Origin of the sequence: Gleimia coleocanis DSM 15436, from assembly GCF_000159015.1 — a bacterium.
GTDB lineage: Bacteria > Actinomycetota > Actinomycetes > Actinomycetales > Actinomycetaceae > Gleimia > Gleimia coleocanis.
In genome coordinates this window covers 66,132-79,934 of record NZ_DS999539.1, presented here as the reverse complement: position 1 = coordinate 79,934, position 13,803 = coordinate 66,132, and the positions used below count along the sequence as shown (strand labels likewise).

The window sequence follows — 13,803 nt, the reverse complement described above, 5'->3', positions numbered from 1 at the left end:
TTTACAGGCACCACAGTTGGAGTGTAAACCCCACGTGCTTTCTGACCAACCTCATCAGTAATCTCAATTACTGCAGGCTGCGGCGTGTCTTTCTCATTCTTATTAGGAGTAAAAGTGATCTTTCCAGTTAGAGGCTCAACGGTGTAGGTACCGATTTGCTTTCCACCCTCATTCAAAGCTGGAATGCTCAGCTCAGCAGTAGGTTGTCCCGTTACTGGATCAATCAGCTTCGCTGGACGATCTGCGGTTGGTGTAACAGGAACATTATTCCTAGTAAAGGTAGGAGTGCCAGTCTGGGTAGTTCCCTGAATATCAATACTAGACACATTCTGTGGCACCAATGGTAATGGGGTGACAGTCGGTGTGTATTTACCAGTTGCAGACTGACCGTATTCATCAGTAACAACTACCTTCGCTGGTTCAGCTTCTCCAATAAAGTCTGGGTTCGGAGAGAAAACGACCTTACCAGTTCCTGGAGTAATGGTGTAAGTACCAATCCGCTTCCCATTCTTCATCGCATCTACAGTAACGTTGTCAGTTTCCTGACCAGTTGCTGGATCAATCAGCTTCGCTGGACGATCTGCGGTTGGAGTTACGGGATCACCATTACGTGAGAAAGTAGGAGTATTTTCCTGATCTCTTCCCTGCACATCCTCAGAAACAACATGACGTGGTTCAAGCGGAAGCGGCGTTACCGTGGGGGTGTACAAACCAGTTGCAGTCTGACCATGTTCGTCAGTAACTACAACTTTAGCTGGCTCTGCTTCACCAACGAAGTCTGGGTTCGGAGAGAACACAACCTTACCAGTTCTTGGAGTAATGGTGTAAGTACCAATCCGCTCCCCATTTTTCATCGCATCCACTGTCCTCTTAGTGGTTACCTGACCAGTTGCTGGATCAATCAGCTTCGCTGGACGATCTGCGGTTGGAGTTACGGGATCACCATTACGTGAGAAAGTAGGAGTATTTTCCTGATCTCTTCCCTGCACATCCTCAGAAACCACGTGGTGTGGTTCAAGCGGAAGAGGGGTAACAGTCGGAATGTAGACGCCATCCATCGTGGTGGCACCATTTACACCTTCATTGATAGCAGTAAGATTATCTGCCTCAATTGGGGTCCAACCTGAGGACAAGCCATTAGTATCAACTGCACGTAGCACAACGCCCTTAGCTGCACCTACGAATGACGGCAGTGGCTGGAAAGTTACTGTACCATCTGCTGTTACCGTGTAAGTACCCTGATTTGGCTCTGTCCAAGAAGTAACCAAGCTACCGCTAGAAGTAACAATCTTTACTGCTTGATTTGCGTCAATACTTGCATTCGTCTGTCCATCATTACGTAACTTACCTTGAGCGGTGAAATTCACCTTGATGGACTGTGGCTGATTCTGTGGCCCCTCAGTTGTTTCCTTAGAACCCTTTGGTGGGCAAATTGCAGGAATCTGGAAATCTTCAACTTCCCCTGAGAACGCCGTAGAAGTAGGAGTTGGATTCTTCACGTCATTTTCATCGACTAAACGAACACGTACTCCTAGTTTTTCAGTGCAATAAGGGATTGTAGACGTTTCGGTAAATTCTAGATTTACTTTGCCCGTAGCGTCGACTGGAACAATGCCAGAGCTTTCTTCTGCATCAAAAGTACCGTTATTGTTGAAATCAACCCAGCCAATTACACGCGTCTGCGCACTACGTACTGTTACATAGATAGGCAGAGTGTAAGGGTTGAAACGATCAGCAGCCTGGAAGTCTGTTGCCCCATCGGCGTGTAGCTGTGCGATTCCTTCATCTGCTAAATCAACAGTGTCATCATTATTCCAAGGTTTAAGTACGCTTTTTTCTAACTCTACCGGATCAATATCTGGGAATTGACGTCCCAAGTAAGAGCTTTGCTCTTTAGGCATTAGGTGGATGGCTTCCCCATATGATTCTGGAGCGTCACCGGTTTCAGGTAACATTGCACCAAACATCACGTCTTGAATACCACTTGAGTTCACGTAGAAAGAAACATCAACGCCTTCATATGAAGTCGCAGAGGTAGCGAGGATTGGAACTGTACCTGAAATTCGATCAGTGAAAAGTGGACCGATTGCAGATTTACCTAAACCTGATTTACCAGGGTTAATATCTGGATGCCGATCAGGATCAAGAACGTATTCTTTTCTGCCAGCACTATTAACCTGTTCTTTCAGACCTGACCATTTCTGGATACTGTAAGGTTCTCCATTGTCATCTAAACGCGTAGTGACACCAATAGTGCCACCAGACAACCAGGAGTAGGTGTCACCAACACGACCATTCAAGGTAATTTGCGTGGTACTCCATCGACCGAAAGGGCGCTTGGAAGTCGCAAACTCTGCAACCTGTTTCCAACCACTACCAGTAGTCTTAAAGATTTCAACTTCTTGAGTCCCAGCTTCTTCCGCGTCCGTAACAATAATTGTTGGTTTCACCGGTTTGCCATTATTAATAGCTTTAAACCGCATGGTGAGACCAACGTTACCACCATCACGATCTGGTCCCATAGCCATCATGCCACTATAAGGCAGACCAGCTAAGCGGTAATGAGAATATCTGGTATCAAGTTCTTTAGCCACCACGTTAATTTCTGTACGTGGACTGGTACGACCGGCTTTACTTTGACTGTATACTGTCTGTCCGATATTTCGCTCATTATCCATAAGTGGTTTAAGCGCGATTACCTCGCCATATAGGAAATACCCTGGCGAAATTTCTTTTTCATAGCGTGTGCCAACGGTCAGTTTTAACGCCGCATTCTTTTGTTCAGAATTAGCGACCTGCTTTGAAACTGATTCCAAAGGTTCAGACTTAATAACTCCTGGTTCACTCCAGTCGATCCAGTGGAAATTTCGGGCAACTGTGGTTGGATTCGGCACTACAGTGCCGTCATCAGCATCATAAACCACACCAGCTAATGCCAATGGCGCTGCTAGTAAGGTGAAAGCAACTGTTAATGCAGCTGTTTTCGAGATTACTCTTTTCATTACTTCTCAATCTCTCATAAACCAAAGTACACTTATCTCAGTGTATACCACTTAATAATACACAAAATTACCGGCCCCTACCACAGTTCCCAGCAGTTGAACTAACTTGATTTGTATTCTTTGACATAAATTATTGGGGTGGTAAGCTCTCTTTGAGCTTCCCACCCCAATAATTTCAATCTGACGTTAAGATTACTTCTTTACGAAGCCAACATTTTCAGGCTGAATAGATACGTTACCAAATGCACCGTAGTTAGCTAGGTCTGCTGGAACTGCAGTGAATTCCATACGACGGTACAGTGGCAGTGTCATTACTTCATCCCAGATAGCCTTATCTGCCGCGTTGGCGTAGCCAATACGCTTCTGCTTATCTAGTTCAACGTCTGCCAGTTCACGGTTCTTTTCGATTTCTTTAGAACATACCTTGGAGTAGTTGGATTCAGATTCACAACCGTAAATCTGACCAATGTTGTTCATTGGGTATGGAGTACCTACCCAAGTGAATGCGATGATGCCGAAGTTACCTTCCTGCAGGGTCTTACCGAAGTCTGCTGGTGGAACGTTCTTGAATACAACGTTTACACCAATCTTTTCCATATCAGACTGGAACAGCTTGCCTTCATTTTCGGAAGTCACAATACCGGTGAGCATTGCGTATTCGACCTTCAGTTCTTGACCATCCTTCATGCGGAACTTCTTGCCATCTTCCAGCTTCCAGCCAAGTTCATCAAGTTCCTTAGCTGCACGTTCTGGATCGTAAGCGAAATCGCCAGAGTTATCTTCGTAACCTTCCTGTCCAGGCATGAAGAAGTGGTTACCCAGCATCAGTTTCTGTGGTTCAACTGGTAAACCTACCAAGTCAGATTCTGCAATTGCAACGCGGTTGATGCCACGCACGATTGCCTGACGTAGCGCCTTATCAGCCAACAGACCGGACTGAGAGTTGAAGGTGAAGTGACGCCACTGTGGGGAACCTGCTTTGCGGATTGTGTGATCCTGACGCTGCATTGCCTTCTGCAACTGGTCAGCAGTTGCCAAGGTGGAAGCTACGTCGGTTTCAGAGTTACCGAATGCGGAGGCAACTAAGTCGCCTTCCAAAGCGTGGAACTCTACGGTATCCAGGATAGCCTTTTCGCCCCACCACTTATCATTACGCTTGAGGTAAACACGCTGAGTGTTCTTATCGATCTTGTCTACAACAAATGGACCTGCCTGCCATTCGTTGTTCAAGCCATCAAGCTGGCCTTCTGCGAATACCTTTGGATCAGTAACAGCATCTGCTGCGAAAACGGTAGAGAAAGCTGCTCGCCAGTCTGGGTAAGTAGACTTGAAGGTAATCTTTACTTCAAATTCGTCTGCACCCTTTTCAACCTTTGCAACCTGGTTGTAACCATCGGTGCTTGCACAGTCAAATGCTTCATTTTCACCGTTACATGCTTTAACAGTTGCATCGTAGTCAGCCCAAGTGATTGACTTACCAGAATTCCACTTTGCTTCTGGGTTCAGCTTCAGAGTAACAACCTGTGGAGTTACATCTGGCTCAGATACCTCTACATCAGTAACGTAGTTTGGATTTGGTGTAGCCACTGCTGCTTCATCCAGGATGAAGTTAGCTGGAGCGGTGAAAGCTAGAATTTGAGACAGGTTGTTGTCTGCACCGCCGGCTGCAATGTAGTTCCACTGAGTTGGCATGCCAGTCAGACCAATGCGAAGGTTGCCGCCTTCTGCCAGTTCAGAACGGTCCTTTGGGTTGATGTCGCTTAGAGCTGGAGCATCAACGGTAGCTGCGGTCTGCGCGCCGCCGCCACATGCAGACAGGCCGAGCATTGCTACGGCTGCTACTGCTACAAGTGCGTGAGTTGAACGCTGCACTTTTACCTCCAAATATTTCATTTCATTTCGTCCCGAATACAACATCGATCAATAGATGAAGTTTCCGAAGATGCTTACTATCCTATCGTCAAGAAAAGGTAAAATAAAAGTCAGAAATCCAAAAAATCCAGCGTCTTAACCAAAATGATATAAAAATCTCAAAATATGAAATATTATAGCGTTTTACTAACGCTTTACTTTTAGTGAACACCACATAACACTTTTTCTAACATTAAATATGTGTTGCCCCGCTTGAAAAACCAAGCGGGGCAACCTCACAACAGGTTTAGAAAACCGTTTTAATTTCAGGATAATGACAAGCGTTCATTGAATCAATTGTCTCTGCTCCATGCAAATCAGGCATAGACTCTAAACAAGCCTTCTGAGAAGAAGCATCCAGAGTCAAAAACTTAGGACAACGAGTCCGGAAGCGACAACCCGTTGGCGGGTTAGCAGGAGAAGGCAAGTCACCTTGCAGAATAATACGTTCGCGAGTACGTTCCTTCACCGGATCCGGAATCGGAATTGCAGAAAGCAGCGCCTGAGTATATGGGTGACGCGGACGATCAAAAACTTCATCCACAGAACCAATTTCTACGATACGACCCAAGTACATAACCGCTACGCGATCAGCAATATGGCGAACCACAGATAGATCGTGAGCTACGAACAGGTACGATAATCCCAACTTCGCACGCAATTCTTCCAGCAAGTTAATTACACCCGCCTGGATAGAAACGTCCAAGGCTGAAACAGGTTCATCCAAAATCAACAACTTAGGCTGCAACGCCAAAGCTCGTGCAATGCCGATACGCTGACGCTGACCGCCAGAAAAATGTCGTGGGTAGCGATTAAGGTGAGATGGCTCCAAACCAACCAACTTAATTAACTCAGTCACCCGTGCTTCAGTGTATTCCTTATTATATCCGTTATATTTCAACGGCTCAGCAATGATATCGAAAATAGGAAGACGAGGGTCAAGGGAAGCCATTGGATCCTGGAATACTACTTGCAGATCCTGGCGAACAGCCTTACGATCACGGCGGTTCATGGTGCCAGTTTCCTTACCAAGAACCACGATTTTACCGTCTTCAGGAGCTTTCAAATCAAGGATTTCCAGCAACGTAGTGGTCTTACCACAACCAGATTCACCTACCAGTGCCAGAGTTTCACCTGCACGAATATCCAGTGAAATTCCATCAACCGCATGTACAGTACCGACACGTCGCTTAAATACTGCACCCTTCATCAACGGGAAGTACTTACGTAGCCCTTCAACACGTAATACTTCTTCACGCTTCAAACGATCCGCGTCTAGAGTAGATTCGGAAATCAATTCTGGAACTGGATAAATGTCCTTATAGGTAAGTTTGCCGGCGACAATTTCATCCGCACGCTTACATGCGACCCGATGCTTATCCTGTTCGGAACGTTCACTTCCTTCTTGAAGAGTTTCTGGGGAATCAACCAGAACAGGTTCGCCGTCTAAGCACTTATCTTGAGCCAATGGACAACGAGGAGCGAAAGGACAGCCGGTTGGCTTGTTCAGCATAGAAGGCGGATTACCTTCAACTGGCGCTAACGCTTCATTAGAAGACATATCTGGTCGAGGCAAAGATCCTAAAAGACCAATAGTGTAAGGCATAGTGGAGTTATAGAAAATATCATCCACCGGACCAGCTTCAACGCAACGACCGGCGTACATGACAGCCACACGGTCAGCCATACCTGCTACAACACCCAGATCGTGAGTAATCATAATTACTGCAGCGCCAGTCTCACGCTGAGCAGCTTTTAGAACTTCCAAAATCTGCGCCTGAATGGTTACGTCAAGAGCAGTAGTCGGTTCATCCGCGATAATCAGATCCGGATCATTAGCAATTGCCATAGCAATCATCGCGCGTTGGCGCATACCACCAGAAAACTCATGCGGGAATGCCTTTACACGAATTTCTGGATTTGGAATCCCTACAACACCAAGCAACTCAACTGCTCGCTTGTAAGCATCTTCCTTAGACATTTCCTTATGAATCTGCAATGCTTCAACGATTTGATCGCCAATAGTGTAAACCGGAGTAAGTGCCGACAATGGGTCCTGGAAAACCATAGATAGTTTGATGCCACGCACCTTAGACATCCAGTTATCGTCGCGCCCCAACAGCTCAGTTCCATGCAGTTTCACAGAACCAGAAACCGATGCAGACTCATCCAATAATCCCATGATTGCCATGGAAGTCACGGACTTTCCAGAGCCAGACTCACCTACGATACCTAAAACTTCGCCGGCATTAACACTAAAATTAACGCCGCGGACAGCATGCACCTTACCGTCTTCTGAAGGGAAGGTAACTTTAAGGTCAGTAACCTCCAGTACTGGCACCCCTTCGGTACGCTCTGGCAAATCAGCGAATGAAGAGCTATCTGCCTTAGTTTTCTTGCTCATGCTTTGCCTCCGGACTTTGAGGATGGGTCGATTGCGTCACGCAGACCATCGCCGATTAGGTTAACGAAAATCAAGGATAGTGTCAGCAAAGTTGCTGGAGCCATGAAAATCCATGGTGATGAAGTAGTTAGGCTCTGGCCTTCTGAAATCAAGACACCTAACGAAGTGTTAGGAGCTTGGACACCAAAACCAAAGTAGGACAGAACTGTTTCACCCATAACAGCGGAAACGAAGCCCAGTGCGGCGTCGATGATTAAATAAGACGCAACATTCGGAATGATATGACGCGTAATAATCACCCATGATGGAACCGACATATAACGTGCAGCTGTGACGTACTCAAGGTTCTTTACGGACATAGTCAAAGAACGGACCACACGAGCAGAGAGCATCCAACCGAATGCTGCCAGTAACAAAATGAAAATTGCTATGGATCCTTTAGCATCACCAGTACGCTGTGAAATCACAGCGATGAGAAGGAACGAAGGAATCACCAGCAGCAGGTCAATAACCCAAAGAATGGTCTTATCAATTACCTTGCCAAAATAAGCAGCCGTAGAGCCAATCACTGCTGCTAAAGTGGTTTGAATCAAAGATACGCAGAAACCAATCACCAAAGATTGGCGTAGACCCTGCACAGTAAGCGCGAAAACGTCACGCCCACCCTGAGTGGTACCAAACCAGTGTTGTGCTGATGGTGGTTTCAGGAATGAAGTATTATCTACCTCGGTGTACCCCCAAGGACTGAGCATGGGACCAAATATGGCAATGAGTACGATGATGCTCATACCGATTACACCAAGCCGAGCAGTGTTAGAACGGAAGAAACGACGACGTACCAGAGCTGAACGATTCAGGTGCGCTTCAGACTTTGCCACCTTGTCTTTCTTCGCCTCAGCAACCTTCTTAGAAGCAGTGTTTTTCTCAGCCATTAGTTACCTCAGCTTACACGTACACGTGGATCAACCACGACAATCAAGATATCCGATAAGAGAGCACCAGTCAGAGTGGAAACACCAGAGAAAGCTACAACTGCAGCAGTCGCGTTAATATCCTGACCGGTAATAGAGTTAACAGAGTACTCACCTAAACCATGCCAGCCGTAAACACGTTCGGTAACGGTTGCACCTAAGAACAGACCAGCAATTGCGAATGCGAAGAAAGTCGCCATTGGAACAAGAGAAGTACGTAGGGCGTGACGGATAACTGCCTGAGATTTACGCAAGCCTTTTGCGCGTGCCGTACGCACGTAGTCAGCCCCCAGCGTGTCCAGCATCAAGTTACGTTGGTAGCGGGAGTAAGAAGCCATGCCACCAAGAGACATTGAGAATGTGGGAAGCAATAAGTGCTGCGCACGGTCAACAATCCATGCGCCAGGATAATCCCCGATTTGTCCTGTCTCGCCAATAAACTCAAAGAAATTCGTGCCAGTTGTCAAGTTAAACTGAGTAGCGCCAATCTGAAGTAAGTTTGCCATAACAACAACTGGGGTAGAGAGAACTACCAACGCGATCATGGTAATAGTACGGTCAATCCAGGTGTACTGCTTAGTAGCAGTCCATGCACCGATTACCACACCACCGATCATACCCATGAAAGAGCCAATAATAATCAGACGCACAGAGACCCACATGCGTCGTCCGATTTCTTCATTTACAAAAGCGCCCTTTGGACCGCGTCCCCAGTCCCATTCAGTAAAAATGTTAGTGAGCCAGGTGGTATAACGCTGAGTTAGCGGAATAGTGTCAGAGATATTGTATGAAACCAGGGTTCGTTCAATAGCTGCCCAGTCTAGAGTCGGGTTCGTGATGTCGTATGCACTGCGTGGGTTCATGGAAATTGACGCAATCAAGTACGCCAATGACACCGCGACAAACAGGAGGAGCGCATAGTTCGCTAGCCTCCGAGCTAAGTAGTAGAACATGGTTTTATCCTCTGCAACCTCACAAAGACTGCATTAATGCAAACTTCAAGACGCTGCGCTTCTTATTCTTACAAGGTCCTAGACTGCACTCATATGACCTATGAATACAATCCACACTATCTTTTGACTTTAGTCTAATAATTACAACCGTAAAAATCGTATGCTCAGATTGTGAACAAACTCTTCTTTACCCAGCGTTTACGAAAGGTGTAATTTTTCTTGAAATTAAGCCAACTTTATAAAAACGTTACCGAAAAAAGTGGCGTATAACGCATTCTTGAGAATATCTTAAATCAAGCCTGTAAATAACCTGAATTACCACACATCACGTTACGTAATCCAAAATGCAACTTGCACCACACTCCCCCACCCGCTACAGTTACACACATGAACATTACGCACAACATCCGTTTCTGGTGGACCGCCTAAGGGCGGTTCTCGTTGTGCACTCAAAACCGCCCCCGTTAAGGAGGCGGATTTTTAATACTCCTTAACGGGTTAAACAACAGTTACCGTAAGGAGAAAACATGAACACCCCACAACCCGCCCTCGAAAATAACCAGGAAAACTACGCCGCCAACGCAGATGGCTATTTCGGCACCTACGGCGGCTCCTACCTGCCAGACTTCCTCATCAACCCCATAGCAGAAGTCGCAGCCGCCTACGCAGAAGCCCGCCAAGATCCAAAATTCATAGAAGAATATCAAGCTCTGCTAAAGCAATACGTAGGACGACCATCGCTGCTCTACCCCGCCGAACGCCTCACCGCACATTGCGGAGGCGCCCGCATCTACCTCAAACGCGAAGACCTAAACCACACCGGCGCACACAAAATAAACCACTGTTTAGGTGAAGCCCTGCTAGCAAAACACATGGGTAAAACCACTTTAATTGCGGAAACCGGCGCGGGCCAGCACGGTGTTGCACTGGCAACCGCCGCCGCCCTGGTAGGTCTTAAATGTGAAATCCACATGGGGCGCATCGACGTCGAAAAACAGCACCCCAACGTGATGCGCATGAAACTACTCGGCGCAACCGTAGTCCCCGTCGACTTCGGAGGGCGCTCCCTTAAAGAAGCCGTAGACTCTGCTTTCGCCCGCTACGCAGAAAACTATCAGGAAATGTTCTTCGCAATCGGCTCGGTAGTAGGCCCTAACCCTTATCCGACGATGGTGCGTGACTTCCAATCAATTATTGGTATCGAAGCGCGCGCGCAACACCTGGAAACCGAAGGTAAACTTCCCGACGCTTTAGTTGCTTGCGTGGGTGGCGGCTCAAATGCGATGGGCCTATTTAACGCGTTCCTCGGTGACGACGTGCAGATTTACGGGGTGGAGCCAGCCGGTAAAGGCCTACATACTGGCGAACATGCGGCAACGATGACGCTGGGGACTGACGGGGTGCTGCACGGTATGTTCACGAAAGTGCTGCAATCCGAGGACGGAGAACCCGCTCCAGTCCATTCTATTGCCTCTGGTTTAGACTATCCCGGTGTCGGCCCGCAGCACGCGCACTTGCAGCAGATGCAACGTGTTAATTATGTTTCGGTGGATGATGCGCAGACTTTGGACGCGTTCCAAACGCTGTGCCGTTTAGAGGGCATTATTCCGGCGTTGGAATCCTCTCACGCGGTGGCTTACGGTATGCAGTTGGCGTCGCAGCTTAGCCCCGAGCAGACGATTATTATTAACCTGTCTGGGCGGGGAGATAAGGACGTGGACTACGTAGGAGGAGTACTGGGAATCTAAAATCGGGCCGTTTTCGTAAATTTTTCTAAAAATTACCCAAATATTCCCTAGCTAGAAGGTGGTTTCGTTGGCATTTTTGGGTATTTTTCCAAAAAATACCCAAAAATACATTACCGCCCTCGAGAATTTTCCCGAGGGCGGTTTCCAAAACTTGCCGCGCACGCCTAAGCTGCCACCAGTGTGAGCGCACTCAGCCTGCGCGTAAAGCTAGGAATCAGACGTTGAACTTGAACTCGACAACGTCGCCGTCAACCATGACGTATTCTTTGCCTTCCAAGCGCACCTTGCCGTGTGCTTTAGCATCAGCCATAGAACCAGCTGCCACCAGGTCTTCGAAAGAGACAACTTCTGCCTTAATGAAGCCACGCTGGAAGTCAGTGTGGATTACGCCAGCAGCCTGTGGTGCAGTCCACCCCTTGTGAATGGTCCAGGCGCGAGCTTCCTTAGGTCCAGCAGTCAGGTAAGTCTGCAGCCCCAGGGTGTCGAAGCCTACGCGAGCCAGCTTATCCAAACCGGCTTCTTCCTGACCGGCGTCTGCCAGCATTTCGCGAGCTTCTTCTTCGGATAGTTCTACCAGTTCGGATTCAAACTGAGCATCCAGGAAGATAGCTTCTGCTGGAGCTACCAGAGCACGCAGTTCTGCCTGTAGTTCCTGGTCTTCCAAACCATCTTGGTCCATGTTAAAGACGTAGATGAATGGCTTTGCCGTCATCAGGTGGAAGGTTTTTACGATTTCTGGGTCCAGGTCTTTCCCGGCAGCTGAAATGAGTTCGCCGCGGTCGAGGATTTCCAGTGCCTGCTTAGCGGTTTCCAGAACTTCTGGTTCTGCTTTCTTACCGCGTACTTCTTTTTCTAGGCGTAGAATCTGGTTCTGCAGGGTCTGCATGTCTGCCAGGATCAGTTCGGTTGCGATGGTTTCGATATCGTCTTTTGGTGATACCTTGCCGTCAACGTGTACTACGTCTGGGTCGCGGAAGGCGCGGGTTACCTGGCAGATTGCGTCTGCTTCGCGGATGTTTGCCAGGAATTTGTTGCCCAGGCCTTCACCTTCGGAAGCGCCGCGGACGATGCCGGCGATGTCTACGAATGAGACGGTTGCTGGCAGGATGCGTTCGGAGCCGAAGATTTCTGCAAGGGTGTTGAGGCGCGGGTCTGGCAGTGGGACTACACCGATGTTTGGTTCGATGGTTGCGAATGGGTAGTTCGCTGCCAGTACGGTTGCGCGAGTTAATGCGTTAAAGAGCGTAGACTTGCCGACGTTCGGGAGTCCCGCGATACCAATTGTTAAAGCCACGTTTTTTAGTTTAGTTGATTTTCCGCGTTCTTCTTAGTTTCCCGAGGGCGGTATTTATTACACTTACGTTTTCTGCGTGCGAACTGAAGTTCGCGCGCAACTAAAACGCGGGAACTCAAACTCGCGCGCAGGGGAAACGCCGGAGTTGCGATTCCCACGCAGGGAAAACGCGGGAACCCGAGTTCGCACGCAGAAGGCTTACGAAAATTATTCTGTCAGTGCTACTAGTTATTAATTAATGTATGAGTGATATTTCTATTTTTTCTGCAGTGCTTTTAACCCTCTTAGGGGTTTTTCTAGGCTTAATTACTGGGTTTGTAGGAGGTTTGTCGTATAGTCGCCAGCATCTGCCGGAAGCTCAACCAACTAAGTCTGGCTTGGGCGCGGAAGAGGCTATGCAACTTCAGTCTGCTTTTAGTGGCCAGGTAACTAATCAGCTTTCTTCGCAACTACGCCCTATCTATGAGTCTTTACATTCCTTGTCTAATAAGGTGCATCAAGTGGATGCACAACAGAGGGAAAACTTAGCTGGGTTACGGTCACAGTTAGTGTCAGCCCAGCAAGTTGATCAGCAGATTCTGCAAGCAACGTTGGGTTTAGATTCAGCTTTACGCAACACGTCCAAGCGCGGTACCTGGGGTGAGGCTTCATTACGGCGCGTGCTTGAAATGAGTGGCTTAACTAAGCATATTGATTTCGCTGAGCAGGTTTCTCTAGATACCGAGGTTGATGAGTCTGGAGCTATTCCTGATGTAGTCGTGTATTTGCCTAATAACGCTGCCTTGATTATTGATGCGAAAGTTCCGTTAGATGCTTACCTGCAGGTAAAGAACTTAGAAGACACTGCGCAGTTAAAATCCCACGCTTTAGCCGTTCAGCGTCACGTCACGGTATTAGCTAAACGTCAGTATGCGCAGAAACTCACCAAGTCAGTTGATTCAGTAATTCTATTTATGCCTTCTGAAGCTTTAGTGTCAGCTTCTTTAGAGGCTGACCCAACCTTGTTTGAAAAAGCATTACAGCAAGGAGTCATTGTTGTGGGTCCTGCTGGCTTAATGGCTTTGCTTCGTTCCGTGGGGCATTTATGGGCACGACAATCCCTGGCTGAAGACGCCCAGCAGATCCTCAAACTAGGCACAACCCTAACTACTCGTCTCAATAAACTCAGTTCTTTACTAGCTGACTTAGGTAAGAGCCTATCTAACACAGTGAAATCCTACAATCAGGTAATTGCCTCATTTGAAGGAAGGTTCAAAACCACCGTCCGCAACATCTCGGCTTTAGAAACCTCAGTAGAACCAGAACTCAACGAACTAGAAACCCAAGTTCGTTCCCCTTTAGAGGACTAATAACACTAGATAGCTATACTAAAAACACCTAGCAGAGGCTACCAGTGAAAGAAAAATCCATGAGCAAATGACGCGTTGAAGCTTTCAGCGACAGAGTATTAGCCATTGTTATCACCATCATGATTAAAGCTAACTCCCCACAAGTAGCCTCCTTAAAAGGCCTGTAAGAAG

Annotated in this window: 8 protein-coding genes; 2 read left to right on the top strand and 6 right to left on the bottom strand. The window is 47.5% G+C overall.

Annotated features, from left to right (window positions below; genetic code table 11):
• From HMPREF0044_RS00315 to HMPREF0044_RS00295, 5 genes are all read right to left on the bottom strand, one after another.
• Window positions 1-3,002 (bottom strand): CshA/CshB family fibrillar adhesin-related protein (locus HMPREF0044_RS00315; protein WP_006546095.1); only part of this gene is annotated, 3,002 nt, incomplete at its 3' end.
• A gap of 192 nt (window positions 3,003-3,194) precedes the next feature.
• Window positions 3,195-4,874, bottom strand: a complete 1,680-nt coding sequence (locus HMPREF0044_RS00310; RefSeq protein ID WP_040312538.1) for an ABC transporter family substrate-binding protein — start codon at window positions 4,872-4,874, stop codon at window positions 3,195-3,197.
• 286 nt (window positions 4,875-5,160) lie between these two features.
• Window positions 5,161-7,317, bottom strand: coding sequence for an ABC transporter ATP-binding protein (locus HMPREF0044_RS00305; RefSeq protein ID WP_006546093.1), 2,157 nt, complete (start codon window positions 7,315-7,317; stop codon window positions 5,161-5,163).
• Window positions 7,314-8,249, bottom strand: a complete 936-nt coding sequence (locus tag HMPREF0044_RS00300; protein WP_006546092.1) for an ABC transporter permease — start codon at window positions 8,247-8,249, stop codon at window positions 7,314-7,316. Before HMPREF0044_RS00300 ends, HMPREF0044_RS00305 begins: the two co-directional genes overlap by 4 nt.
• Window positions 8,250-8,257: 8 nt before the next feature.
• Window positions 8,258-9,241, bottom strand: a complete 984-nt coding sequence (locus HMPREF0044_RS00295) for an ABC transporter permease (RefSeq protein ID WP_006546091.1) — start codon at window positions 9,239-9,241, stop codon at window positions 8,258-8,260.
• 527 nt (window positions 9,242-9,768) lie between these two features.
• Between HMPREF0044_RS00295 and trpB the strand changes: the two genes are divergently transcribed.
• Window positions 9,769-10,989 (top strand): tryptophan synthase subunit beta, encoded by a 1,221-nt coding sequence (trpB, locus tag HMPREF0044_RS00290; protein WP_006546090.1) that lies wholly within the window; start codon window positions 9,769-9,771, stop codon window positions 10,987-10,989.
• A 214-nt stretch (window positions 10,990-11,203) separates the two neighbouring features.
• Here trpB and ychF read toward each other — a convergent pair whose 3' ends face one another.
• On the bottom strand, window positions 11,204-12,283 hold the full coding sequence (gene ychF, locus HMPREF0044_RS00285; protein ID WP_006546089.1) for a redox-regulated ATPase YchF: 1,080 nt from the start codon (window positions 12,281-12,283) through the stop codon (window positions 11,204-11,206).
• Between the two features lie 242 nt (window positions 12,284-12,525).
• On the opposite strand from ychF, the gene HMPREF0044_RS00280 reads away from it, so the two are divergent.
• A complete protein-coding gene (locus tag HMPREF0044_RS00280; protein ID WP_006546087.1) occupies window positions 12,526-13,632 on the top strand; it encodes a DNA recombination protein RmuC in 1,107 nt (368 codons plus the stop codon).
• Window positions 13,633-13,803: the final 171 nt, after the last annotated feature.